Here is a 26162-nt window from a genome sequence, read left to right as displayed (position 1 = left end):
GCATCCCACCGAACCCATTGGAGGAGCGATGTTGCTGCAACAGCTACGCCGTCATTGGACGGAGGCACCGGAAACAATTGCCGTGTGCGACGAACATACGGTCGTCACGTACGCGGCACTGGATCGCGTGAGCGCGGCGATCGCCGCGGCAATCGAAGCCGCAACGCCGGAGCGCCGTCCGCTTATCGCCATTTACCTGAAGCGCAGCGCCTGGATGGCCGCGTCGATCGTCGGCGTCTGGCGCGGCAACGCGGCCTATACGATCGTCGAAGCCGACGGCTCCCCCGAGGAACATTACCTGCGCCTGAAAACGATCGATCCCGACCTCGTCATAACGTCACCCGAGGAGGCACGCGCGCTGGCGGAGCGCGGCTTGCCGGCCTGCGCGATCGACTTCGCGCAGGCCGCGGCCGCCGCGCCGCTGCGGCATACCGATCCCGCCCAAGGCGGCGACTTGGCATACGTCCTGTTTACCTCGGGGTCCACGGGCGTGCCGAAAGGCGTCATGGTGACGCACGCGAATATCGCGCACTACGTGCGCGCCGTCATTGATCGGCTCGACATCGAAGATGGACTTAGCTACGCGCACGTCAGCACGATGTCGGCGGATCTGGGCAATACCGGGCTATTTCTCTCATTGTGGACGGGCGGGACGTTGCATGTCATCGAAGATGAACGGCGCAAGGATCCGAACGCCCTCCTGAGCTATCTCCTCGATCGCCGCATCGATGTACTGAAGATGACGCCTTCGCATTGGGAGCCGATCTTCTCGCTCGTTCGCGCGAGCGTTGGGCCGGCTCTTGCGCTTCGCTATCTGATCTTGGGCGGCGAGGCACTCTCGGCCAAACTTGCGTCGGCGATCGTCGAGAGCGGCGTCGCGCGGCAGCTCGTCAACCACTACGGTCCCACGGAAACGACGATCGGCGTGACTGTTTATCCGATCGGCGGCGACGACCTGGCGTCGCTCGCGGCGCTCGAGACGGTGCCGATCGGCCGCCCGCTCGGCCAGACCCGCCTCGCGGTACGCGAAGACGACGGCACTTGGAAAACGCGCGACGCGCACGGCGAGCTTTTCATCGGTGGTCCGTCGGTGTCGGCCGGTTATAGAAACAACCCCGAAGCGAACGCCAAGGCCTTCGTTACCGGCGGGTTCGGCGGCGAGCGGCTGTATCGCACCGGTGACATCGTGCGGATCGACGATGAGGGCGTCGTTCACTTCGTGGGCCGAGTGGACCGGCAAGTGAAGGTCAACGGCTATCGCATCGAACTAGAACACATCGAGCGCGCGCTCAAGTCGGTCGACGGTTGCGACGGCGCGGCGGCCTTTCTGATGTCGATCCGCGGCCGCCCGGCGATCGTCGCGGCGGTGCTCGCGCGCACGCCGCTGACGCCGGCTGAGGTGAAGTCGCGCATGGCCGCACTACTGCCGGCCTATATGGTGCCGCGCGAGGTGCATGTCCTGTCCTCGTTTCCGCTCAACGCGAACGGTAAGACCGATCTCAAGCGTCTACGCGCGTGGCTCGACGAGCAGTTGCTACAGACGTCCGCGGCGCGGGAGCCGGGTGCCGTCGCCGGCAATGCGGATGCCGGCGACGCCGATCCGCGCGAAGCCATCCGGCAAGCATGGCGATCCTGCCTCGGTACGGATGACTTCGCCGACGACGATGATTTCTTCCAACTCGGCGCCGACTCGCTCGATGCGATCGATGTCATCGCCAAGCTTCAGGCCGCGGGCTACCGTGTAACGGCGCGCGCGTTTCTCAAGGCACCGACGGTGAACGGCCTACTCGAGGCCATCGTTGCGAGTTCGGATCGGATCACGCCTAATATCGCAGACGAACGCGCGCGCGAGGCCGGCGATCGTGCGGATGGCTCCTCCCGCATCTCGGTCGCGCAGCACCTGATGCTCGATGCTCCGTTGACGCGGCCCGACCATCACAATCAAGCGTTGCTGTTCGATATCGACGGCTCGGTTTCGGTCGACGCGCTGGCGCGCGCCTTGGAGGCCGTGCGCGGTTGGCATCCCTTACTGAGTGCGCGCTTTTATCGCGCCGATGGTGCGTGGCGGGCCGATACGCGGCAACTGGAACGGCTCGCTCCCGTGTTGCAGTCGTCCGAGATTCCGGCAACGCTTGGCGCCGACGGAGTACGGGCGGTCGTTCGGCGAACGAGCCAAGCATTGCAGGCATCGCTGAGCTTAAATACCGGGCGTGTATTCGCCGCGCACTTGTTCTTTCGAGGCGAGCATGCGAGCCATCTGCTCTTGTGCGCGCATCACGTGGCGGTCGATGCGATCTCATGGCGCATCGTGGTCGACGATATGCTGCGGTTGTACGGCGCCTTCGTTTCGTCGTCGACGCCACCCTCGGCGCCGCGATCGTATTCGATTTCGCGATGGGCGGATCATCTCGCCGGTGCCGCGGTTCTGCACGATGACCTGGCGTATTGGCGTGCGCTCCCCGAGGCGCTCGTTCGCGCGCATCTCGGAAAGCGTCCGGCGTCCAATCTGGAGCGGCACGCGAAGACCGTGTGGGTCGCGTTCTCGCGCGAGGAAACGGCACGGCTGCAACGCGATGTGCCCGTGATGTTCGACGCACCTTTGCACCATGCGCTGCTAGCGGCATATCTGCACGCGTTCGAGGAGTTGTCGGGAAGCAGCGAGGAAGGACAACTCGTCGAGCTGGAGAGCCATGGACGCATCAGCTTCGACGACGGGCTCGACATCTCGCGTACGGTGGGATGGTTCACGTCGGCTTATCCAGTGGCCGTGGCGCCTGTCGCCGGGGCGTTCGGCGAAACGATCCGGCGCGTCGAGACGGCGCTTACACGCGTGCCGCATTTGGGCGTCGCCTACGGCGTACACCGGGACGTGCTGCAAGCGCACTGGGGCGGCATACCGGTACCGCGACACTGCTATAACTATCTGGGCCACTTCGAGTGCGGCAGTACGGACGCGCTGCCGCTCAGGCCTTCGACACTATCCCCTGGTTTTGCCCGCGGCTACGATAACGATCGGATCCACGAGTTCAAGCTGACCGCCCGCATCATCGAAGGCCAGTTGGTGTGCGACCTTGGATACAGCGGCGAGCTTTGTGCACCCGAGCTTGCCCGTGCGATCGCCGAACGTATGGCGCAGTTGCTCGTCGAGCGCAAGGCGCAGGCGCACGAGCGCGATGCGTTGCCCAACGAGCCGCGCCCGGGCGCGCCGTTCGACCTGCTGCTAGAGGCCGGCAGCAGCGCGGGGTTGTTGGCCTATCGTCCGGCGGCGCTTGTGAAAGAGGCGGCGCCGGCCCTCGCTCGCCCTCGGGCCGATGTCCGCCATTACGGCGACGTACTGATAACGGGAGCGACGGGCTTCGTCGGCGCGTATGTGTTGCGTGAATTGCTCGTCACGACGAACGCGCGCGTGCATTGTCTCGTGCGCGCGTCGACGCACGAGCAGGCTATGCGCCGGCTCTCGTCATCCTTCGATTGGTACTTCGCCGACACGCCGCTCGCCGGATTCCGCGACCGGTTGCGCGTCTATGCGGGCGACGTGACGAGCGAGCGGTTCGGCCTGGCCGATGAGGACTATGCGCAGCTCGACCTGCAAGCCGACGCTATTTATCATCTCGCCGCCGATACGCGCCTGTTTGCGCCGGACGAGGCGCTCGAGCGGCACAACGTGCTCGGCACCCGTCGGGTCATCGCATTTGCGCAGGGCCGCCGGCCGAAGGATCTACACCATATGTCCACGCTAGCCGTATGCGGCGTCGTCGACGGCGCGCGGCGCATCGTCTTTAGCGAGGACACGCTCGACATCGGACAGGATTTTCAAAACGCCTACGAGAGGACCAAGCACCACGCGGAACGGTTAGTGCAGGCGTTCGTCTCGCAGGGTGGTCGCGCATTCGTCTATCGATCCGGCAACGTGTCGGCGGATTCGCGGCACGCGCGATTCCAGCGCAATGCGACCGATAACCGGCTCATCCAACTACTCCGCGCCAGTGTGAAGCTGGGCCGCGTGCCTAGCCGTATCGACGATGAGTTCGCGCTCAGTCCCGTCGATCACGTTGCGCGCGCGATGGTGGCGCTATCGCGCTCGACGGCGCCGAGCGGCGCGGTCTTCCATGTCGATAACCCTTGGGACATCGCCCTAGCCGATCTTTTCGACATTTTGGGCGAGCTCGGCGTGGCATTGGAGGTGACGGAGTGCCGGACGTTTGCCGAGCTTTTCGGGAGGAGCGCGGCGTCATCCGACCGCGAGATCGCGCTCGGCTATTTCTGGGCCTCTAGGCCGCGGCGCGGCGTCGAATTCGACCACAGTCGCACCATGCGGCGCCTGGAGGCGCTCGGCTGCGCGTTCGAGCGACCCAGCAGGACGTGGCTGCGTCAGTTCATGGCGCATCTACTCGCCGAAGGGGCGCTGCCCCGATCGTCGCCCGCGCTACTGCAATAGGCTGGCTGATTAGAACAGCACGCCGCGTACCTGAATCATTTCGCATAATACGGCGAATAAGTTTTTATCGAGGTGCGAGCCTGTAAATAACTTGAAATAAAAAATTTGGACTTGACCGAATATCGCCGTAATAAGAGAATGGCGCGACAAGGTATGCTTATCGCATTCCCGGAGGCCATCCGTTATGATTACGCTTGATGTCGATTCCGTTCATGCTTTTGTTTTGGTGGCCGATTTCGGGAGTTTTACCAAGGCGGCGCATGCGCTCGGCACATCTCAAGCGGCCGTGAGCATCAAAATCAAGCGTCTCGAAGACCGTTTGGGTTACCGGCTGCTCGAGCGTACGCCGCGCCAGGTGCGGCTAACCGCCCACGGTATGTCGTTCTTGCGGCCGGCGCGCAATTTCGTCGCGGCGCACGAGTTGGCCATCGCGGGGATCGGCGGCGCGGCGAAACGGTTGACGATCGGGATCAGCGATCAGGTTGCCGGCCCTAATTTGCCGATGCTACTGGCGCGATTGAATGCGCACGATCCGAGCCTCGTCATCGAAGTACAGATCGACAGCTCGCGCGCGCTGGTCAATGCATTCGACAAAGGCGCGATCGACGCCGCCATCGTGCGGCGTGAGGACGAGCGCTGGGACGGGGAGTTGCTCGCTCGCGAACGCTTCGGCTGGTTCGCCTCTGCCCATTGGGAACATAGGGAGGGCGAGCCTTTGCGGCTTGCCTCCCTGGCGCCGTCTTGCGGAGTCCGGGCCCTCGCGACGCAGGCATTGGACGAAGCCGGGGTGCCTTGGCGGGAGGTCTTCATCGGCGGCGGCACGGCGGCCGTCGCGGCCGCGGTGTCGGCCGGCCTCGCGGTCGCGGCGTTGGCGTACGGCGTGGCGCCGCCTGACACCATCGACATCGGCCCGAGGTATCGGCTGCCTCGGCTCCCCGAATCGGACATCCTGTTGCACTCGTCGGTGACGGACCCGGCCTCCTCCGAGGCCGTGCGCGCGTTGGCGGCTTCGTTCAGAAACAGCGATACGGTTGCCGATCTCAGGCGTCAAATGGCGCGCAGCGTGGTGGCCGCCTAATCTCGCTTTGCATCGCGGCCGGTGGCATGCCGGTAGCCGAGTCGCGTCGTTCGCCCGCCCTCTACCGATCGTTTATTGACCATTAAAAGTTGTTGTTTCTGAAATATCCATCCATATCTGTTTGTTATGAGCGGCGTCCGCTACAGTGTTAGCGGATGGCCGTTCGCCGACGCTTGGCGGACGCTCATGTGCAGCATGCCCTTTAGACACTGCCTAAGACACCGCCATGAAATCCGTAGAGTTGAACCAAAGTGCGACATCGGCCGCCGATATATCGGCGGCGCCTCCTGTTGCGCAAGAGCCTATTGGGCGAAGCCGGTCGGGGCTTTCGCAATCGCTGGCTCTGATCGTTTTGCTTACCGGGACGTTTCTCTCTCCGCTTGATTACTTTATCGTTAATCTAGCGCTTCCCGCGATTCGAACCGGTTTGCATGCCACTTCCGCTGAATTGCAATTGATCGTTTCCGTATATGCCTCGGCATTCGCCGTATTACTTGTGACAGGCGGGCGGTTGGGCGATTTATACGGGCGCAAAAAGCTCTTTATGACAGGGCTCGCGGGATTCGTCCTATCGTCGGCGCTCTGCGCCGGTTCCCCGAACGGCGGCGTTCTCGTCGTCGGGCGCATTTTGCAAGGCGCATCGGCCTCGATCATGGTCCCGCAGATTCTCGCGACCATCCGCACGGTGTTCCCGCAGGAACAGCAGACGAAAGTCATGAGCTTGTACGGATTCGTGTTCGGTATCGCGTCGGTGGCCGGGCAGCTCGGGGGTGGGGCGCTTATCACGCTGAAGCCGTTCGGCCTCGATTGGCAATCGATATTTTTGATCAACGTGCCCGTGGGTACGCTCGCCTTGATCGGGGCCTGGCGTTTTGTCCCGGAGAATAAGCCCGCCAGCCGCGCGCGTGTCGATATGGTCGGCGTGATGCTGCTTTCCACATTCCTCGCGCTCGTGATCTACCCGTTGACGCAGGGACGCGAGGCCGGTTGGCCTCGATGGACGCTCGTTTGCTTTGCGCTGAGCGTGCCGGTGTTCCTGCTTTTTTTGCTGGCGGAGCGGCGCCTCGAACGGCGAGGCGGCGATCCGCTCGTCGATCTGCATCTGTTTCGCAATCCTGTCTTTTCGATCGGTCTCGTGCTGGCGTTCTGCTTCTATTGCGACAGCGTCTTTTTCCTCACATATGGGATTTATTTGCAGGGGGGGCTGCATTGGAGCGCGCTCGCATCGGGCCTGGCGATTTTCCCGTTCGGGGCCGGCGCGGTACTTGGGCCGTTGCTTTCACCGGCGCTCGTACGCCGTGTCGGCAGCCATGTCCTCACGGTGGGCTTCTTATTGCTCGCGACGGGTTTCGGCCTATCCGGTCTTGCATTGATGCACGCGCTTTCCCCCAACGTTCTTTTCTATATCGGGTTGCTGCTTGCCGGAATGGGGCACGGCACGGTGTTGCCTTCGGTCGTGCGCATCGTGATCGGCGAGATCGAGCCGGCCAAAGCGGGGCTGGCTTCGGGTGTCGTGACGTCGATGTTGCAGATCGGCTCCGCATTCGGCGCCACGGCCATCAGCGGCGCGTTCTTCTCGGTACTGGCCGCGCAGCGCACCCCGCAGGGCTATGTCCACGCCTACCAAACGGGGATCGCCATTGCCACGGTCTTGTTCGTCGCGTGCGTGGGATTGTCGGCGTTGCTCGTCGCGCGGCAGGCGAGGGCGGCACGAACCTGAGCGCCGCATGTTCGCCATTTCACATTTGAACCTGCCGGCCGTCGATGTGTCGCAGTGGCGGCTGCAGGTGCGGGGGCTCGTCGAGCGCGCGCTGACGCTCGACTTGATGCAACTGCGTCGCTATCCGCCGGCAGTGCTCGAGAGCGTTCATCATTGCGCGGGCAATCCGCTCGATCCCACGCAGCCTTCACGTGAGGCGGCCAATGCGACGTGGAGTGGGGTGTGGTTGCGCGATATTCTCGATGACGCGGGCGTGTTGCCCGGCGCCGAGTTCGTTTGGGCCGATGGACTCGATCACGGCGTCTTCGCCGGCGTGGCGGTGAGCTACTACCGTAAGGATCTGCCCCGCTCGCGTATCGGCCACGATGTCATGTTGGCCACGGGCCTGAACGGCCTGCCGCTCCCGATCGAGCACGGGGCACCCGTTCGTCTCGTCGTGCCCGGTTTCTACGGGACCAACAGCGTCAAATGGCTGTGGCGCATTACGTTGGCGAGCGAGCGCGCCGAGGGCTTGTTCACGACGCGCCTTTACAACGATCCATTGCCGGACGGCGGTTCGCGGCCGGTTTGGGCGATGGCGCCGTCGTCGCTGATCGTCTCGCCGGAGCCGTTCGCGAAGGTCCGAGGGCCCGTGCGGGTGGAGGGGTGGGCGTGGTCCGATCCGCCGGTCGCCGCGCTGGCGTTGAGCGCCGACGGCGGGGCCACCTGGACGAGCGCCGAGGTCGCGGTGCGCGCTCGCCGCGAGTGGCAGCGTTGGTCCGTCCTGTGGCATCCCTCGCGCCGGGGCAGGCACACGCTCCAGTGCCGAGCCACCGACGCAGCCGGGGAAACGCAGCCGTGCGCGGGAGCGCGCAACGCCATGCATGCGGTCGCCGTGGACGTCATCGAAACGTGAAAACGGCGGCTCCTCGCAAACGGCGGTCCCTCGCGCGCAGTGCCCGCGTCGCCACGCGCGAGGTGGTCCGCTATGCCGGATGCGGCGACCCGCGCGCCAGTTGCTCGGCCAATGCCAATGTGACGCGGGCGTTGGCGATCAGCGGCGGTGCGATGACGCGCCCGTCGGGCAATACGTATACCGATGACGCCGTCTGCTCGCCCGCCGCCGACGCAACGGCATCGAGCACGCCGCGCGCCGTCCGAACTTCGGCTTCGGAGGGCGTGAAGACTTCGTTGATGACCGGCAACTGCGACGGATGAAAAACGAAGCGGCCGACGAACCCCATCGCCTTGGCACGCCGCGTCGATTCGCGCAAACCGTCGAGATCGTTCAGCGTGTGGTAGACGGTCTGGATCGGCGCCGCGAGGCCGGCGGCGCGCGAAACGACGACGCACCGGGCGCGGCAATATTCGAGCGTCAAATTATCCACGCCGACTTGCAAATCGGCGCGTAGATCGCTTTCGCCCACGCCGATCCGATCGAGCCTCGCAGAGGCCGTCGCAAGCTGATACGCGGTCTCGATCCCATAAGCGGATTCGATGAGAATTTGGATGCGCGCGGGGCACTGCGCTTGATCGAGCCACGATGCGACGGTACGAATTTCCTCGGGGCCGTCGCATTTCGGTAGACGCAGCGCCACGAGCGACGGTTGCGCGATCGCTTCGACGTCGTCCCGGCACCATGGGCTCGATGCCGGATTCACACGCACGTAAGTCGGTTTCGGCGGGCCCGATGCGAGCACGGCGGCCGCTTGCAGGCGCGCGTCGGTCTTGCGCTCCGCCGGGACCGCGTCTTCGAGATCGAGCACGATGGCGTCGGCCTCGCTCGCATAGGCTTTCTCGACGACGCTCGGTTTATGTGCGGGCACATAGAGGTAGCTTCGGTAAGTGCGGCTGTCGTTGATGCTCATAAGACACCCCGATCGCGCAGTTGAGCCAACTCGTGCGGTTTGAAGCCGAGCGAGCCATAGATCGCGGCGTTGTGCTCGCCTCGCGTCGGTCCGCCCCACCGAATCGAGCCGGGCGTGCGGGAGAGCCGGAACGGGACGTTGTGCGTACGAAACGAGCCGAGCTCGTCGTCGACGACTTCGACGATCGTGCCGAGCGCCGCGTATTGCGGGTCGCGCATCACGTCGGCAATGTCGTAGACGGGCGCGATCGCCGCTTCCGCTTTCTCGAACGCTTCGATCACTTCATCTCTCGAGCGTTTGCCGATCCATCCCCCGACCGCGGCGTCGAGTTCGTCGACGTGCTTCGCGCGCGATGGCCCTGTCGCGAACCACGGTTTGGCGATCAGATCCTCCCGGCCCACGAGCCGCATGACGCGTTCGGCGATGCTGTGCGCCGAAGTGGAGAGCGCGACCCACTTGCCGTCCGCGGTGCGATAGACGCCGCGCGGTGCGTTGTTCGGCGAACGATTGCCCATTCGCGCGGGGATTTCGCCCGTTTGGTCGTAGGTGGTCACCTGCGCGCCCATGGCGGCGAGCATCGTTTCGATGATGGCCAGGTCGATGACTTGGCCTTGACCCGTCCGCTCGCGGGCCCACAACGCGGTCATGATCGCGAACGCGGCGGTCAAACCCGCAATGGTGTCCGCGAGCGGGAAAGACGGCAGCAGCGGCGGGCCGTCGGGTTCGCCGGTGATCCCCGCGAGGCCGCTCATCGCTTCCGCGAGCGTCCCGAAGCCCGGGCGCCGGGCATACGGGCCGAACTGCCCGAAAGCGGTCACACGCAGGAGGATGAGCCTCGGGTTCACGGCCGATAGCGCGTCGTATCCGAGGCCCCAGCGTTCGAGCGTGCCCGGCCGGAAATTCTCGACCACGACATCGGCATGCTCCGCCATTTCCAAGAAGATGCGCTGCCCCTCGGGTGATCCGAGGTTCAACGTTATCGCTTGCTTATTGCGAGCGAGTACTTTCCACCACAGCGCAACGTTCTCGTGTCGCGCACCGTACTTGCGCGCCGGGTCTCCCGAGGGATGCTCCACCTTGATCACTTCGGCGCCGTAGTCGGCCAGCAGCGTGGCGGAAAGCGGAGCGGCGAAGAGCGTCGCCACATCGAGCACGCGTACGCCCGCGAGCGCCGGCTTCGAGGCCGCCGCTGCGCCTAAGTCCGCTCTCGCATCGTTTAGCTCGAAATCGTGCACTATCATGCTGTTCTCCTATGCGTCGTCGTTCGCCGTCTCATTAGGAGTGCTAATGAAATGGCGGTCTCGACCGCACTGAATGAGTGAAACCGCTTAGGTGCCGTTTACGCGGTAGATGGGGAAGTAGGTTTCGACACGCCCGTGCAAGTAGGCATCCGCCAGTTTCGGCACGTCGTCGAAATCGAACACTTCAGTCGGCTCGGGACCGATCCAATCGGTCGCCTCTTGGAAGTCGCGAATCGTTTCGCTGTCGCCGTGGCGCCAGGCATGCGTGTGGACATGCAAGCGCCGGTTGATGCATTCGGTCGCACGGAGATTCCAGAGCCGCATTCCCGTTTTCCAACCTACGGTCGAGACGATTCCGGTGCGGCCGATCGCGCGCATCGTCGCGCGGTAAAGCCCACCGCCCAAGTTGTCGAGAAAGATCGAGACGCCTTTGCCGTCGCTCAACTCGGCGATCGTCTCGAGCAGGACATGCTCCGATGCTTTGTATGCCGTTCGATATTCGGGATCGTCGCGATAGCGCTTCTCGTCGTAAGCGAGGTTGGGGAAGCGGCGCCGATCGACAGGCGTGATACCCAGTTCGGCGATCTCCCTCAAGCGCGCATCGTTGCTGGCGGTCATGGCCACGCGAAAACCTTCGCGCTTGGCGAGTGCAAGCTCGGCGAGGGTCGTGCCGCCGCCCCAGCCGAACACGAGATGTTTCTCCGGATCGGCATGCGGAAGCTGGGCGCGCCAACAGGCCGATGCGACTTTCCAGTTGTCCCACGCGGTGAAATAGCGCCCATACGTCGTCCATCGCAACAACGAATGCCGGCTGCCGGATGGCAGCGGGACCAAATTGTCGGCATGCACCTTCGTGCGTCTTGCCATCACGCCGATCGTGCCGGGCGCGTCATACGCGAACACCAATTCTGCAAAGCCGTTCTCGTCGCGTTTGCCGAACGGCATGACCATGCAGACGTCGCCCTCGCCGAGCGATTTGACGTTGCGCCCGCGTTCGATCACGCGCACGAGCGCGCCGTTGCCGAGCACGATCTTTTCCTCGCGGCGCTGGCGGCAAATGTCGACGGGGTTGCGCGAGAGCGCGTGGTCGAGATTGGCTTCCCATGAACCGTAGAGGGGTTCGACGAGAACCTCGTCGTCGTCCAAGTCGGGAAAGGTGAATGTTTCGCGGCGCAATTCGCCGGGTATCGGCTGCCGGGCCGTTTCTGTTTCAGGGCCGGCGTAAAGAACCCATGCATCGGTGCTGATCATCGTGGCCTCGCTTCGGTTGATGTTGAGCTGCGGAACCCACGTTGACGATACGATGTTCAGGCGCGTGTTTGAAATGGATTGTTGCGATGCACATATTCGGTTGTTGAATGGTCGCACCGCAAGCGGGGGAGATGAAACCGCGGTTTCAAACGACATGCCCCGACGACCGTGACGGCCGCCGGGGCATGTTCGATGTGAGGCAGGTTTGCGCGGCCGAGACGGCCGCGTCGAGCTCGCCGATTAGTCGGTGGCCATGCTCGCAGCGTTTGAACCCGCGAGTGCCTCGCTGGATGCGCGGCGGTGCTGATCGGAGAGCTTACGCATGAGCGGCAAAAGCGCCAGCGACATGATGACGCCCGCCACGGCGAGCCAGCCGAGCTTGCCGAACAAATCCGTATAGAGCGGGAGCGTTTGCGTGGCGGGCAGATTGTTCGACGGCATCTGCGCGTAATTGGCGACCACGCTGCCCAGGTATTGGGAAATGCCGGTGGCGAGGAAGTAAGCGCCCATCATGAAACCGCTCATTCGCGCCGGGATATAACGCGCGATCATCGCGAGGCCGAGGCCGCTGACGAGCAACTCGCCCAGCGAGTTCAATCCGTAGCCCCACACCATGAACCAGGACGACACGCGGCCATCGACGGCGTAGCGGCCGCTGAACGCGTAGATGAGAAAGCCGATGGCGACGGCGACATAACCGAGCGCGAATTTAGCCGCGATGCTGAGGTCGCCCCGGCCCTTCGCGAGCCGCGTGTAGGTCGACGCCAGAACCGGGCTGAGGATCATGATCCAAATCGGATTGAGCGCTTGGAATTGCGCCGCGCTCCATGAGAACAGATGCATGCCGAAGAGCGTAAAGGCCGGGTCGACGTTGCGCAGCGCGAACAGCGTCAGCGAAGTCATCTGCTGCTGGTAGAAGATGAAAAACAGGATCGACTGCGCGGAGAGTACGAGCGCGGCGACGAGACCGGCACGCTCGGAACGGTCGCATTTCGCGATCATGTACCCGAAGAGGGCGAGGATGATGAGTGCGGCGATATCGACGCAGGTTACGGCCAGCGTCTTGTTGCCGAGCACGAACGTCGCCGCGGCGCCGAGCGCCACCGCGCCGGCGGCTACCGCGCCGAGGCGCGGCCAGACGATCGGTTTGGCGTCGGGGCCGGAGCCCACGTGCGAAAGCGAGCGATAGCGCAGCAGGAAATTGAGCACGCCCAAGATCATGCCGGCGCAGCAAACGGCAAAGGCCGCGCGCCAGCCCCAGCGATCCTTGATCCACGGCGTGGCGAGAATCGAGAGCGTGGAGCCGATGTTGACGGCCATGTAGTAGATCGTGAAAGCGCTGTCGATCCGGGCGTCGTCGCCCTCGTAAATGCGGCGCACGAGATTGGCGGAGTTCGCTTTGAATAGGCCATTGCCTACGACGATGACCCCGAGCGACAGGTAGAGGAACGATAGATCTTCATTCGGCAACGCGAGCATGCCATAGCCGAAGGAGAGGACGATGGCGCCGAACAGCATCGTGCGGCGCGTGCCGAGGATTTTGTCGCCGACCCATCCGCCGATCGACGGCGCCGCATAGACGAGCGCGGTGAACGCTCCCCAGGTGAGGTTCGCGCGCGCATCGCCGAACCCCAGCCTTTCGACCATGTAGAGCACGAGCAACGCACCCATGCCGTAATAGCCGAAGCGCTCCCACATTTCGACTAGAAAGACCGTCGTAAACGATCTCCTTTGCGACGCCGACGAATTCATTAAAAGTTCTCCCTGATAGGTCGAATGACTTCCGCACGTTTTGCGTGCGCATCTCGATCGACGACGCGATAGCGCATCGATCGTATCGCTCGCTCGCGCGAGCTCGTGCCGGCACGCCGCTGGCCGCAGCGCCGCGCGCGATTCTCCTAGCGTTGGCCGCGGGCGTCACTCCGGGTATGCACCAGTGCGTTCGCGCCCAACACCATTGCTAGCTGCGCACGAAAGAGCCCCGTGCTTTGATGCGCGTGCAATCGGCCGATTGCTTCCTTTCCATTGTCATTCGCCATTATGAAAGCCACGCCTATTTTTGCGAGGGCCGCTTCGCCTACCGATGCGACGGGCGCTATCGTACCCTTACTTGCGCGTTCGTGGTCGCAACCCGCTTCTGTTGACAGGATGGTTGCCGCCGGCTCGCGCGCGCTCGCGCTTACCTGCGGCTTACAAGCGATCGCCGGCATGGGCGCCGCACTTGCCGACGAGCCCGCGCGGTTACCGTCTGCCGGTAAGCCACCGCCGCAGATCGCGCAACAGGCCACCACGCCCAATGCCCTGGTCGAAACCGAATCGTCGTTGACACGCAAAAGCCCGGCGCCGCGCTCGAGCCAAGCGAGCAGCGCCGGTTTCGCCGCGGACAGCCGCATGAGCCTCGAATGGCGCAATTACACCGACTACTATCACGCGAGCGGCGTCAGCCGGCATGCATGGGTCGAAAGCTTGCAGGCCCAGTTCGAATCGGGTTTCACGCGCGGGCCGATCGGCTTGGGCATCGACGCGGCGTGGTTCGCCGCGCTGAAACTGGACGGCGGACGAGGGGCTCGCAACATGGTATTCAACGGCCGGCACGGCGACGGCGAGCGCCGGCTCGCGTGGGCTTATCCAGGCTTATACAGCCTGAAGGCCCGCATTTCGGAGTCCGTATTAAAGTACGGTCTGCAACAAGTGTCGAACCCGTTTCTCGATCCGCACGATAACCGGGCATTGCCACCGGCGTTTCTAGGCGCTTCGCTGCTCAGTCGCGAAGTCGAAGGTCTCGCGCTGCAAGCGGGCAGCTTTTCGAAGGTGGACCCGCGCGGCCAAACGAATTTGACCGATCTGCGCACGACTTATGGCCAGGTGCCGTTCAAACGCGTGAGCTACGCGGGCGCGACTTGGCAGTACTCGCCCGACGGTGCGATATCCGTGTATGCCGATCAAGCCGACGACGTATGGCGCCAATACTATGCATCCGCGCAGCACGCGATCGGCAACGTGCACTCGCTCAGGGTGACCGGCTTCGCCAATCTTTATTCGACGCGCGACACGGGCGCGGCGCGGCAAGGACCGATTCATAACAATGCATACAGCGCATCTCTTTCGGCGCAGCACGGCCCGCACGGATTACTCGTGGCCTATCAAAAGATACTCGGCGACGAGTTTTTCGATTACATCGACGAGACCGCCGGCGTTTATCTGGTCAATTCGATGGATGTCGATTACAACGCACCGCATGAGCAGTCGCTTCAATTGCGCTATACGTTCGACGGCAAACAAGCGGGCTTGCCCGGCCTTGGCGCAATCGTCTGGGTTCAGCAAGGCTGGGGCGCCGATACCTCCGCGGGCGCTCGGCGGTATGCGCAAAACGGCGCCGCGTATGAAGCGCTATACGAGCGTAACGGACAGCCGGTGCATGGCCGCCATCACGAGTTCGGATTCATTCCCACCTATGTCGTGCAAAGCGGTCCGCTGCGCCAGGCGAAGTTCACGTTGATCGCGCAGTGGCACATCGGCTCGGCCTTTTATTCCGACAGCACGAATCAGGTCTATCGGTTTCTCGTTACGTTGCCGACGCGAATATTCTGACAAGTAGAGAGCGATGAGCCCGCGGCGGCGGCGATGATGCCGCCGCGAGTCGTGTGTCGTTCAAACGCGCTGAACGCGGAAAGGGAGCAGTGCGATCGCGTGGGAACCGGCGATCGATTATCGGTAAATTTAGCGTACGTGCTGTTCGCCCGGTAATTCCGCCCCATGGGCGCGGATTGCCGCAATCAGTTCGGCCGGCGTGATCTCGTAACGCACTTCCCGGTGAATGCCGGGTTTGCGCTCGTCGACTTCGATCAGATGAATGCTTTTGCCGTCGTCTGTCGCTTCTAGCCGCAATGTGCGGACGACATGTCCGCCCGTGTCGTGGATTTCGGTGAGCAGGGTCATTGCCCCGGAAGAGCCGGTGGTGCGCATCGAACGTTTCCTCGAGTCGTGGGTGAACCGATTGTACGGGCTTATGCGAGGCTCATGTCTGTCGCCGCGCGCGCATAGCGCCGGCCTGCGACAGGCATGACGAACGGGCCCCGCGCCCATTTCATGGCGATGAGTGTATCGCGAAGTCCGGCCGCGTCAGCGGGTTTTAAAAGTGCACGAACACAACGCACCACAGAGCGTGCACTGGGGCTTGACGCTTTCGCATTTTCCGAGCGCCGGCTTGCTTGCCGGCGCTCGCCGTTAGGCGACGTGCATGCGTTCGTTTTCGACGAGGGTTTGGGCGATCTCCCACGCGTCGCGGGCTGCATCGACACGACCGCTCAATTGCCGCGCAAGCGTGGCGCCATCGAGCAGCAATGCGCAACGGCGCGCTAGCCGCACGGCCGTTTCGTGATCGAAGCGTTCGTCCAGAATGCGTTCGAGCGATTGAACGAAGGCGCGGCGTTGCGCTTCCGATGCCGACAGAATTTCATTTTCTTCGGCATGAAACTCCGCCGCGGCGTGGATCAGCATGTTGCCCGTGAACGTTTCGGAACGAAACCAGGTGTCGTGCCATTGGAAGATCGCGTGCAGCTTGTCGAGCGCATCGGTATGCGCGGCGACCGCGGCGGCGATCCCCGCTGCGAAGCCGGCGCCTTGCTCGTTGAGCACTTCGACGACGAGGCGGCTTTTGGAGGGGAAGTGCTTATACATCGTCATCTTCGCCACACGCGATTCGGCGATGATTCGGTCGATGCCAACGGCGTGAAAACCGAACTGCGAAAATAGCCGAGTCGCGGTTTCGATCAGCGCTTTCTTTTTTTCGCTCATTTAGAGGCCCGCTTCTATAGTGAAAGTTATGTGTTTTCGCGTCGAAACCCGTCGGTCGCGAAGCTTCTCCCTTGGAAAAAGGATTTCAGAAGAAACTTATCGCGGCTTATGACTTGGTTCGGCTGCCGCGCAGTCTCTCAATGCGCGACATGATCTCGAAGCTTCGTCATTCAAATCGAAGCGCGCGATGAAATCAAGCCCTTTGCGCGACTAATCCGATTGCACGAGCGTTTTATTTTGGTGCTCGCATGAGGCGCTTGCACGCGTGGCCGCGTTTCAGCGACGAAGCTGACGTTTTGCTTTCGTCGTAAAAAGCCGTTTCGGCGGCCAAACGCGCCGCTTTTGACGGGGCGCGAGGACCCGGTGATACGATGGCCATGCCGGCAACCCACCCCTCGTAACAGACATGGTGACGCTGTATGAAGCGCTCGGCGTGCGCGAAGACGCCTCCGAGGACGAGATCAAGCGCGCGTATCGAAAGGCGGCGATGCGGGCCCATCCCGATCGCAATCAAGGCCGCGAAGCCGCGGCGCACGATGCATTCCAAGAAATCAAGCAGGCGTACGCGATTTTGTCGGACCCCGAACAACGCCGCGTCTACGATATGGTTTTTGCGCAGGAAATGAGAAAACTGCGCGACCAGGAGGAGCGGCGGGCGCGGCGCGCGCGCGAACGCGCAGAGCGCGAGGCGCAAGCGCAACGCGAACGGTACGAGAAATTCGTGGCGGTCGCCATCCGCCACGCCGAGCGCGGGCATAACCGCGATGTCGTGTTCGGAGTGCTGCTGGGCCGAGGATGCGATGAAGCGTTAGCCGCGCGCATTGCGGACGGCGTGGCCGCTTTCTCCGCCGCGAGGACCGAACCGTCGGCGGCAACGTCCGGCGATGCGCCCGTACCGGACACCTCCTCCGGGCATGCGGGCTTGCTTGCGACGCTTTGGCACGGCGTGTTCGGCCTGCGTCCCTAAGCGCGGCTACCCTCCCCACGGAGCAGGGCGGATCCGCCGCCGCCCACGCTCAAGCCGTGAAATCGGTCGATTTCGAAAGTGATTCCCACGCGGTAAATTCCGCGCGCAACGCATCGAGCTTTTCGGTGACGCGAGCGAAGGCGTCCGTGCCGAGGAGCAGGTGTACGGGCGGGTCATCCGAGCCGATGACGTCGAGTATCGCGCGCGCGGCTTTGGCCGGATCGCCGGGTTGTTTGCCGCTCATCGATTGCCGCCGTGCGCGCAGTGGCTCGAAGACGGTGTCGTAATCGGCGATCGAGCGCTCCCCGCGCACGAGTGAACGTCCCGCCCAATCGGTACGGAAGCCGCCCGGTGCGACGGCGGTGACCTTGATGCCGAGGCCGCCCACCTCTCCGGCGAGGCTTTCCGAGATCCCTTCGAGCGCGAACTTCGTCCCGTGATAAGCACTGAGGCCGGGGAACCCGATGTACCCGCCCATCGACGTGATATTCAGGATATGGCCGCGTTTGCGGCGACGCATGTAGGGCAGTACCGCCTGCATCATCGCCACGGCGCCGAAAACATTGACGTCGAACTGCTTGCGCCAGTCGGCCAGCGTCGATTCCTCCAGGATGCTTTCGTAGCCGTAGCCGGCGTTGTTGACGAGGACGTCGATCGGGCCGACTTTGCCTTCGATATCGGCCACCGTATCGCCGATCGCATCGGTATGCGTGACGTCGAGCAGTTTGCCGATCGCTCGGCCCGGGCCCAATAATTCGAATTCTCCGAGCGCGGCTTGATCGCGCAGCGTGCCGACGACGCGGTGGCCGTCGGCGATTGCCGCTTGCGCCAGCGCGCGGCCGAGGCCGGTGCTGACGCCCGTAATGAGAAAGACCTTGCTTGGCGTGATGGACATCGATCCCTCCGGTCGCAATTGACGTAGCTGCCTATGCTACGGCAGCCGCGGACCGTTCAGGGGCGCAATGAACGTGCCTTGCGCCACCGCCGAGCAGCGTCAAACGATGCCGGTGGCGTAGTACACGCCGATCACGAAAAAGACCGCGAGCGTCTTGATCAGCGTGACGGCGAAGATATCGCGATACGATTCCTTGTGCGTGAGCCCCGTTACCGCCAATAACGTGATGACGGCCCCGTTGTGGGGCAGCGTGTCCATCCCGCCGCTGGCCATCGCCACCACGCGATGCAGCACCTCGAGCGGAATATGCGCGGCGGTCGCGTTCTTGACGAACCAATCGGACATCGCGGCCAGGGCGATGCTCATACCGCCCGACGCGGAGCCCGTGATACCGGCGAGCGAGCTGACCGATACGGCCGCATTGACGAGCGGGTTGGGAATCGATTTGAGCGCGCTACCCACGACGAGAAAGCCCGGCAACGCCGCGATGACGCCCCCGAAACCGTATTCCGACGCAGTGTTCATCGATGCCAGCAGCGCACCGGCGACGGCGCCTTTGGTGCCCGCCGCGAAGCGGGCCCGGACGCGATTGAACGCCGTGACGACGACGAGCAAGATGCCCGCGATCAACGCGCCCTCGACCGACCATACGGCGAGCACGGTCTTGATCGTCGCGGACAGCGGCGTATGCACGCCCGGCAGCACGTCGGGCGGCACCGTGTAGGTGTCGGCGCCGTACCACTGGGGAATGAGTTTGGTGAGCGCGAAGTTTGCCACGCCGACGAGCACGAGCGGCGCGATCGCCACGAGCGGGTGCGGCAACGCGTTCGTGCCGGCATGCTCCGGCTCGTTCACGAGCGAGCTGCCGTAGCCTTCGCCCTTGGCGAGCGCGGCGCGGCGGCGCCACTCGAGATAAGTGAGGCCGACGACGATGATGAAGACGGAACCGATGGTGCCGAGCGCCGGCGCCGCCCATCCGGTGGTCTTGAAGAACGCACTGGGAATGATGTTTTGGATTTGCGGGGTACCCGGCAGCGAATCCATCGTGAACGAGAACGCGCCCAGTGCGATGGCGCCCGGCATCAGGCGCTTCGGAATATTGCTCTGGCGATAGAGTTCGGCTGCGAACGGATAGACCGCGAACACGACGACGAACAGCGATACGCCGCCGTACGTCAGCAACGCGCAGACGGCGACGATCACGGCATTGGCGCGGCCTCGGCCGATATAGCGGATGGCGGCCGCGACGATCGCCTCGGAGAAGCCGGCCAATTCGATGACCTTGCCGAAGACGGCGCCCAGCAAAAAGACGGGGAAATACAGTTTGACGAAGCCGACCATCTTTTCCATGAAGATGCCGGTGAACACGGGCGCGACCGCGGCCGGGTCGGTCAGCAAGACGGCGGCGAGCGCCGCGATGGGGGCAAACAGAATCACGCTGTAGCCGCGGTAGGCGGCGAACATCAAGAACGCCAATGCGGCAAGAACGATGACGAAAGACATCGGGTCTCCAATTTTTGATCGTGAGTGCGGGTTGCCGCACGGAAAAATGCAGGCAGCGCACATTGCAGGTTCCGTGCCATGGCTTATCGCCGCTCGTTCCCGGCGCGGTTGGGCCAGGCCTTGCGGTTAAACCGGTTCTATTCAGATCGAGCCGGTCTCCGAGCGGAGACGCACGGCATCATCCAAACGGCGGCGCGATCCGACTTCTCGACGATATGCGCCCGGTCCGAGGCCAATAACGGCGCTGTCTCTATTCTGAGATATGCTGTCGCCAATTAGAGAATCTCGCCCGATCACCCGAGCGCGGGCCCAACCTGGAGACGCAATCGTAAATGAGCGACCCCATCGGCGTACCGGCCGATTACAGCGCGATCGTGCGCCGCGCCATGAATTCGCTATTCAAGGCATTCGAGAATTTCAGCGAAGGCACGCTGATCGTCGATTCGGATGCCCGGATCGTTTGGATCAGCGAGCGCTACGCCGCGCGTTTCGGCTTTACCGATACGCGTCAGGCCATCGGCCTCGACTGCGAGGCGGTCATTCCGAACAGCCTCATGCGCGAAGTGGTGCAAACGGGCAAGCCGATCTTGCTCGACGTGCTCGAAAACGGCCGGGAGCCGCTCGTCGTCACGCGCTTGCCGCTCGAAGATGAAACCGGAAAGACGGTCGGCGCGGTCGGCTTCGCGCTCTTCGATGAAATGAAATCGCTGACGCCGCTCTTTTCGCATTACTCGCGCGTGCAAGCAGAACTGATTGCCGCGCGGCAATCGTTGGCGCAGGCGCGGCGGGCCAAATACACGTTGGCCAGCTTCGTCGGCACGAGCGCGGCCAGCCTGGAGGTGAAGCGCCAGGCGCGCCGCGCCGCGAGCGTCGATTCGCCGGTGCTGCTGCTCGGCGAGACCGGTACGGGAAAGGAATTGCTTGCGCATGCGATTCACGGCACGTCGCCGCGCGCGAGCGGCCCGCTCGTGATCGTCAACGTCGCCGCGATTCCGGAGACGCTGCTGGAGGTCGAGTTTTTCGGTGCCGCCCCCGGCGCCTATACGGGAGCGGAGCGTCGCGGCCGGGCCGGCAAGTTCGAGCTCGCGCACGGGGGCACGCTCTTTCTCGACGAGATCGGCGATATGCCGCTGCAATTGCAAGGCAAGCTGTTGCGTGTCTTGCAAGATCAGGAGTTCGAACCGCTCGGCTCGAATCGCATCGTGCGGACCGACGTGCGTATCGTGGCCGCCACGTCGGCGGATCTGCCGGCGCTCGTCGCCGCGGGACGCTTTCGCGCGGATCTCTTTTACCGGCTCAATGTGCTGACGATTCATGCGCCGCCGTTGCGCGAGCGGCGCGCCGATATCGAAGCATTGGCCTATGCGATCCTCGAGGAGCTCAGCGCACCGGGGCGGGGAGGGCATGGACGGCACTTCGAATTGCGGGACGATGCGCGGCGTCTACTGGCTGCGTACGATTGGCCGGGGAATGTGCGCGAGTTGAGAAACGCACTGGAGCGCGTGGTCATGCTTTCGGATGCGGAGCGTATCGATGCCGCGATGCTTGCGCCTTTCATCGGCGCGGGCACGCTGCCGATCGCGGGCGGCAGCGAAGAGACGACGCAGCCCGGATCGAATGCCGCCGTGCAAGCGCAATCGTATGGGCAGGCGATGGCCGAATTCGAACGTCGTTTTCTCGCCGATGCGCTGCGCGAAACCGGCGGGCGCGTGGCCGAGGCGGCTGCGCGTATCGGGATGGGGCGCGCCACGCTTTATAAAAAGATAGCCGCCTTGGGGATCGATATTTGAACGATCTTGGCCCATTGCGGCTTAAGCGGCTATAACGATCGCCGGCCCGCCGCTATGCCGTGGCATACTCGGCCATTCGAAAAAGAACGTTAGGCCAAAGGAGTTCGTTCAATGAAGGGTATGTCTTTCTTTCATTCGCGCATGGGCGCGATGGCGCGCGCGATCGCGGCGGCGTCGGCATGCGCCGCGACGCTCGCGGGATGCGGCTCGAGCGCGCCGCTCTTTACGAGCGACGGGCGACCCACCACGGTTGTCCAATGTTCGGCGAGCAGCGCATGGGACAACTGCACCGAGCATGCGCGCGCCATTTGCAACGGCGATATCGATATCCTCGACCAATCGGATGTCGAGGGATCGCATAAATTACTGTTTGCTTGCAAGCGCAAATGAGCCGGCATGCCTTGGACAGGAGGCGCGGCAACGACGCGTCGAGCAAGGTCCATGGTTTGCTGCGTAAGTAGGCGAGCGGGTCCCCGCGATTGCACTTTTGCACGAACGGGTAGTCAGAGAAGCGTTTACCGTCAATCAACAAGGAGGCGATTTTCTATGGCGACGTATAGGCAGTTGACCGAGCAACTGGCAAAAGTGCAAGCGCAAATGGAAACGGCTCGACAAAAAGAGCTTTCCGCTACGATCGATCAAATCAAGGAGCAGATCGCGGAATATGGCATTACCGCCGAGGAGCTCGGTTTTTCGAGCAAACGCACCGCATCGCGCAAGACGGGCGCTCTGCCGCCGAAGTACCGCGATCCGAAGACGGGCGCCACCTGGAGCGGACGCGGGCGCGCTCCCGCATGGCTCGGCAAGCGGCGGGAGAAATTCCTCATTCAGTAGTACTCAGCAGCGCCTGGCGCGTTCGCGCCGGCCGGGCAGAACGAAAAGCACGCTTTTGCTTTTCGTTCGCCTACGGTTTCGTTTAGCATCGCAGCCATCCACAACAATTCAAAATCCGGAGAGACATGGCTTCGATCGCTCGAAACCTCTTGGGTATGGCCGTCCTATTGGCGATTGCATTCGCGTTTTCCACGAATCGCCGAGCAATCCGGCCGCGTACCGTGATCATGGCCTTGCTCGCGCAGGTCGCAATCGGCGCGTTCGTGCTGTTCGTACCGTTCGGTAAAGTCGTGCTGGCCAACATGGCGGCAGGCGTCAACCACGTTTTGGACTATGGCAATGCCGGGATCGAATTCTTATTCGGCGGCCTCGTTCAATCCAAAATGTTTGCGTTGTTCGGCGACGGCGGGTTCGTGTTCGCCGTGCGCGTGCTGCCCGCGATCATCTTCGTCACCGCGCTGATCTCGGTGTTGTACTACCTCGGGGTGATGCGTTGGATCGTCATCGTCCTCGGCACGCTGTTTCAGCGGCTGCTCGGGGTGTCGAAGCTCGAATCGTTCTCGGCGGTCACGACTATCTTTCTGGGTCAAAGCGAGATGCCGGCCGTCGTCAAGCCGTTCGCCCGCGACATGACGGGGGCCGAACTGTTTGCCGTCATGTCGAGCGGGATGGCCGCCGTCGCCGGCTCCGTGCTCGCGGGTTACGCCGGACTCGGGGTGAGGATCGAGTATCTGCTGGCCGCCTCGTTCATGGCGGTGCCGGGCGGGTTGCTATTCGCAAAAATCATTCATCCGACGACGGAACCGAGCCGCGTTCGCCTCGAGCATTTGAGCTTCGACGAGCGCCGTCCGGCGAACGTCATCGAGGCCGCGAGTTCCGGCGCGGCGGTGGGGCTCAAGATCGCGGTCATGGTCGGCGCGATGCTGATCGCGTTCGTCGGGTTGATCGCACTCCTAAACGGTTTGGTCGGCGGCATCGGCGGATGGTTCGGTCATCCGAACGTATCGATGCAGTCGATTCTCGGCAGCGTCTTCGCACCGCTCGCGTATTTGATCGGGGTTCCGTGGAACGAAGCGATGCTCGCCGGGAATTTCCTTGGCCAAAAGATCATTCTCAATGAATTCGTCGCGTACGCTTCGCTCTCGCCGTATTTGAAGGATTCGGCGAGCGTGGCCGCCGCGGGGCTGCAAGTGCTGACGCCGCGCACGCTTGCGATCGTTTCGTTCGCGCTCTGCGGTTTCGCGAACTTCGCATCGATCGCCGTGCTGACGGGCGGCTTCAGCGCCGTCGCACCGGAGCGCCGTTCCGAAGTGGCGCGTTATGGACTGCGTGTGGTGCTGGCCGGTACGCTGTCCAATTTGATGAGCGCGACGATCGCCGGTATGTTTTTAACATTCCATTGAGCGCCGAACGTCGTAAAACGGCGCGCTTGAACGGGAAATGCCATGACATTGGATGATCTGCTCGAAAGAGCCAAGGCCGCGCGTGAAAAAGCCTATGCGCCGTATTCGAAATTCAAGGTGGGCGCTGCCTTACTGACGAAGGACGGGCAGGTATTCGAGGGCTGCAACGTCGAAAACGCCTCGTACGGTCTGTGCAATTGCGCCGAGCGCACGGCGTTCTTTAGCGCCATCGCGGCCGGATGCCGGCGCGATGAATTCGCGGCGCTGGCCGTGATCGGCGATACCGATGGGCCGATCGCGCCGTGCGGCGCGTGCCGCCAGGTCATCATCGAACTGGGCGGCCCCGATCTGAACATCAGGCTCGGCAACTTGCGCGGCGACCGGCGCGACACGACGGCGCGCGAGCAACTGCCCGACGCCTTCTATCTTTGAGTCAGACCATGCATAAAGTCATTTACGATACCGATCCCGGCGTCGACGACTCGATGGCGCTCGTGTTCCAGGCGCTGCATCCCGAGATCGAACTGCTCGGCGTGACGAGCGTGTTCGGCAACGCGACGATCGAGACGACGACGCGCAATGCGCTGTATCTCGTCGAACGATTCGCGCCCGGCGTCCCCGTGGCGCGCGGCGCGGCGGCGCCGTTGCAGCGCGAGGCGCCGGCGCCGATCGGCTGGATTCACGGCGACGACGGCCTCGGCAATACGGGCTTGGGGCCAAAAGGGCAAGCGGCGCTCGATGCGCGTCCGGCGCATCGGTTCATCATCGATACCGTTCGCGCGCATCCCGGCGAAGTCGTGCTTGTCGCGGTGGGGCCCTTGACCAATCTGGCGGTGGCACTGGAAGAAGATCCGGAAATCGCGCGGCTCGTCAAACAAGTGGTGGTCATGGGCGGGGCGTTCGGGACGAACGGCGTGAACGGCAATGTATCGCCGGCCGCCGAGGCGAACATGGCCGGCGACCCGCATGCGGCCGATATCGTGTTCGGTGCGCCTTGGCCCGTCGCGATCGTCGGCTTGGACGTGACCGAAAACACCATCATGACGACGGATTACCTTGCGAAGCTGCGCGACGAAGCCGGCGAGAACGGACGATTCGTCTGGGACGTCTCGCGCGACTACGAAGCGTTTCACCGTTCGAGCGCGGGGCTCGAAGGCATCTATGTGCACGATTCGTCGGCCGTCGCTTATTTGCTCGCGCCGCAACTATATTTGACGCGCAGCGGACCCGTGCGCGTCTTGACCGAAGGGATTGCCGCCGGCCACACGATTCAAAAACCGATCGGATTCGCGGCGCCCGCGCCGGCATGGGACGGACGCCCCGCCTGCGAGGTCTGCGTCGGGGTGGATAGCAAGCGGATGCTTGAACTCTATGCGCGCACGTTGACAGGCGCGAAGTAGGGGGGGGCGAGTGGGGAGTGAGAGCATGCCGCGCGGCTACCGGCGGCATACTCCCGAAAACCCTCACCTCAGGCGCCGCTGCGCGAGCTGCGAACCGCTGCCTGGCGGTGCTTCGAACCGTAGCAGGTCCCCCGCTCCCGCAAACCCTCACCTTGTCGTGCAAGCAAGCATGCGGAAAGGCGCGGTACTTTCCCCGAATGAATCATTCAGCCCTTTGCACTGGCGCGGTTGGAACGCTTGGTCCGAGGCGGCGCGCTTGTGTTTTTTTTACGGGCCGCTTGTGCGGCGGCATGCTCGCCTGCCCACATCCTTAGCAAGGTGCGCGTGTTCGAGAACACCGCTTCTTTGACGAACTCGATTTTCTCCGTATCGAGCGTAGACCAGCCGAACAGCGTCAAGAGGCTGCGCGGCGCCGTGTGAAAGAGCATGAACTGACCATGCAGCGATAGAAGGCGCATGATCGTTAGCGGGTCGTCCGGGGGCATCCCGCAGATCTTCGAGACGAGCTTAGTGGCCACGCCCATCAACGGCCGCCGCACGCGCTCCTGAATGATCTCGGTGGCGATCGGCGGCTCTCGTCCCCCTTGCTCCCGGACAAAAAACAGCCGCAGCGTGGGCGCTTTCGACGTTTCGAGCGCTTTGTCCATCATGACGTTCTGCAGCTCGATAAATGCCTCGATCAGCGCCGGCACGTCGTCGCTCGATTCCAGCGTTTGCGTCGAACGGCGAACCACCGGTTCGAACCTTTTCCAGGCTTCGTCGGCGAGATGCTCCGCGCAGGCGCGATAAACGCCTTCCTTGTTCTCGAAGTAGTACTGCAGCGCCGGCGCGTTCACGCCGGCTTTCGCCGCGATATCGCGCGTCGAAGCCGCAACGAATCCATGCTCGCCGAACAGTTCGATGGCGGCTTGGATGATGCGCAGGCGGGTCTCCTCACCGCGCGCATAGCCCCCTTCAGTCGAGCGGCGGGGGCGCTTCGTCTCAGTCATGACGTCGAT

Annotated in this window: 21 protein-coding genes; 12 read left to right on the top strand and 9 right to left on the bottom strand. The window is 63.3% G+C overall.

What is annotated here, in order from left to right; genetic code table 11:
* Positions 1–28 precede the first annotated feature (28 nt).
* The 4 genes from DXT59_RS28830 to DXT59_RS28815 all read left to right on the top strand — a co-directional run bounded on the left by DXT59_RS28830 (position 29) and on the right by DXT59_RS28815 (position 8131).
* Complete coding sequence (locus DXT59_RS28830; RefSeq protein WP_116141701.1) at positions 29–4438, top strand: SDR family oxidoreductase; 4410 nt, start codon at positions 29–31, stop codon at positions 4436–4438.
* A 184-nt stretch (positions 4439–4622) separates the two neighbouring features.
* A complete protein-coding gene (locus DXT59_RS28825) occupies positions 4623–5516 on the top strand; it encodes a LysR family transcriptional regulator (RefSeq protein ID WP_116141699.1) in 894 nt (297 codons plus the stop codon).
* A 226-nt stretch (positions 5517–5742) separates the two neighbouring features.
* Positions 5743–7236, top strand: a complete 1494-nt coding sequence (locus tag DXT59_RS28820; protein ID WP_116141697.1) for an MFS transporter — start codon at positions 5743–5745, stop codon at positions 7234–7236.
* Positions 7237–7243: 7 nt separating this feature from the next.
* Positions 7244–8131, top strand: a complete 888-nt coding sequence (locus DXT59_RS28815; RefSeq protein ID WP_162878297.1) for a molybdopterin-dependent oxidoreductase — start codon at positions 7244–7246, stop codon at positions 8129–8131.
* Positions 8132–8201: 70 nt separating this feature from the next.
* Here DXT59_RS28815 and DXT59_RS28810 read toward each other — a convergent pair whose 3' ends face one another.
* The 4 genes from DXT59_RS28810 to DXT59_RS28795 form a co-directional block, all read right to left on the bottom strand.
* On the bottom strand, positions 8202–9083 hold the full coding sequence (locus DXT59_RS28810; RefSeq protein ID WP_116141693.1) for an HpcH/HpaI aldolase/citrate lyase family protein: 882 nt from the start codon (positions 9081–9083) through the stop codon (positions 8202–8204).
* Complete coding sequence (locus DXT59_RS28805) at positions 9080–10324, bottom strand: CaiB/BaiF CoA transferase family protein (protein WP_116141691.1); 1245 nt, start codon at positions 10322–10324, stop codon at positions 9080–9082. Before DXT59_RS28805 ends, DXT59_RS28810 begins: the two co-directional genes overlap by 4 nt.
* Before the next feature lie 87 nt (positions 10325–10411).
* Positions 10412–11575, bottom strand: coding sequence for a zinc-binding alcohol dehydrogenase family protein (locus DXT59_RS28800; protein ID WP_116142242.1), 1164 nt, complete (start codon positions 11573–11575; stop codon positions 10412–10414).
* A gap of 240 nt (positions 11576–11815) precedes the next feature.
* Positions 11816–13327 (bottom strand): peptide MFS transporter, encoded by a 1512-nt coding sequence (locus DXT59_RS28795; RefSeq protein ID WP_116141689.1) that lies wholly within the window; start codon positions 13325–13327, stop codon positions 11816–11818.
* 456 nt (positions 13328–13783) lie between these two features.
* Between DXT59_RS28795 and DXT59_RS28790 the strand changes: the two genes are divergently transcribed.
* A complete protein-coding gene (locus tag DXT59_RS28790; protein WP_240324727.1) occupies positions 13784–15166 on the top strand; it encodes an OprD family outer membrane porin in 1383 nt (460 codons plus the stop codon).
* A 129-nt stretch (positions 15167–15295) separates the two neighbouring features.
* On the opposite strand, the gene DXT59_RS28785 is transcribed toward DXT59_RS28790, so the two are convergent.
* Positions 15296–15541 carry a hypothetical protein gene (locus DXT59_RS28785; RefSeq protein WP_116141685.1) on the bottom strand — a complete coding sequence of 82 codons (246 nt, stop codon included), beginning with the start codon at positions 15539–15541 and terminating at the stop codon, positions 15296–15298.
* A 261-nt stretch (positions 15542–15802) separates the two neighbouring features.
* Positions 15803–16372, bottom strand: coding sequence for a TetR/AcrR family transcriptional regulator (locus DXT59_RS28780; RefSeq protein WP_116141683.1), 570 nt, complete (start codon positions 16370–16372; stop codon positions 15803–15805).
* A gap of 406 nt (positions 16373–16778) precedes the next feature.
* Between DXT59_RS28780 and DXT59_RS28775 the strand changes: the two genes are divergently transcribed.
* Positions 16779–17339: a J domain-containing protein gene (locus DXT59_RS28775; RefSeq protein WP_116141681.1), complete on the top strand. Its 561-nt coding sequence runs from the start codon at positions 16779–16781 to the stop codon at positions 17337–17339.
* Between the two features lie 49 nt (positions 17340–17388).
* Here DXT59_RS28775 and DXT59_RS28770 read toward each other — a convergent pair whose 3' ends face one another.
* Both DXT59_RS28770 and DXT59_RS28765 read right to left on the bottom strand, forming a co-directional pair.
* Positions 17389–18228, bottom strand: a complete 840-nt coding sequence (locus DXT59_RS28770; protein ID WP_205417499.1) for an oxidoreductase — start codon at positions 18226–18228, stop codon at positions 17389–17391.
* 105 nt (positions 18229–18333) lie between these two features.
* Positions 18334–19737 carry a GntP family permease gene (locus DXT59_RS28765; RefSeq protein WP_116141677.1) on the bottom strand — a complete coding sequence of 468 codons (1404 nt, stop codon included), beginning with the start codon at positions 19735–19737 and terminating at the stop codon, positions 18334–18336.
* 332 nt (positions 19738–20069) lie between these two features.
* Between DXT59_RS28765 and DXT59_RS28760 the strand changes: the two genes are divergently transcribed.
* From DXT59_RS28760 to DXT59_RS28735, 6 genes are all read left to right on the top strand, one after another.
* The gene (locus DXT59_RS28760) at positions 20070–21527 is read left to right on the top strand and encodes a sigma-54 interaction domain-containing protein (protein WP_116141675.1); all 1458 of its coding nucleotides are present in this window, start codon (positions 20070–20072) and stop codon (positions 21525–21527) included.
* Positions 21528–21638: 111 nt separating this feature from the next.
* Positions 21639–21917 (top strand): hypothetical protein, encoded by a 279-nt coding sequence (locus DXT59_RS28755; RefSeq protein ID WP_420823435.1) that lies wholly within the window; start codon positions 21639–21641, stop codon positions 21915–21917.
* Positions 21918–22073: 156 nt separating this feature from the next.
* Positions 22074–22361 carry an H-NS histone family protein gene (locus DXT59_RS28750; protein WP_116141674.1) on the top strand — a complete coding sequence of 96 codons (288 nt, stop codon included), beginning with the start codon at positions 22074–22076 and terminating at the stop codon, positions 22359–22361.
* Positions 22362–22486: 125 nt separating this feature from the next.
* On the top strand, positions 22487–23764 hold the full coding sequence (locus DXT59_RS28745) for a NupC/NupG family nucleoside CNT transporter (protein ID WP_116141673.1): 1278 nt from the start codon (positions 22487–22489) through the stop codon (positions 23762–23764).
* Positions 23765–23806: 42 nt separating this feature from the next.
* The gene (locus DXT59_RS28740; RefSeq protein ID WP_116141672.1) at positions 23807–24196 is read left to right on the top strand and encodes a cytidine deaminase; all 390 of its coding nucleotides are present in this window, start codon (positions 23807–23809) and stop codon (positions 24194–24196) included.
* A gap of 8 nt (positions 24197–24204) precedes the next feature.
* Positions 24205–25164, top strand: a complete 960-nt coding sequence (locus DXT59_RS28735; protein WP_116141671.1) for a nucleoside hydrolase — start codon at positions 24205–24207, stop codon at positions 25162–25164.
* Between the two features lie 206 nt (positions 25165–25370).
* Here DXT59_RS28735 and DXT59_RS28730 read toward each other — a convergent pair whose 3' ends face one another.
* Positions 25371–26153: a CerR family C-terminal domain-containing protein gene (locus tag DXT59_RS28730; RefSeq protein WP_116141670.1), complete on the bottom strand. Its 783-nt coding sequence runs from the start codon at positions 26151–26153 to the stop codon at positions 25371–25373.
* Positions 26154–26162 lie beyond the last annotated feature (9 nt).

Source organism: Trinickia diaoshuihuensis, from assembly GCF_003390925.1.
Taxonomy (GTDB): domain Bacteria; phylum Pseudomonadota; class Gammaproteobacteria; order Burkholderiales; family Burkholderiaceae; genus Trinickia; species Trinickia diaoshuihuensis.
Note: the sequence above shows the minus strand (reverse complement) of the source record. Positions and strands in the feature narration are given on the sequence as shown.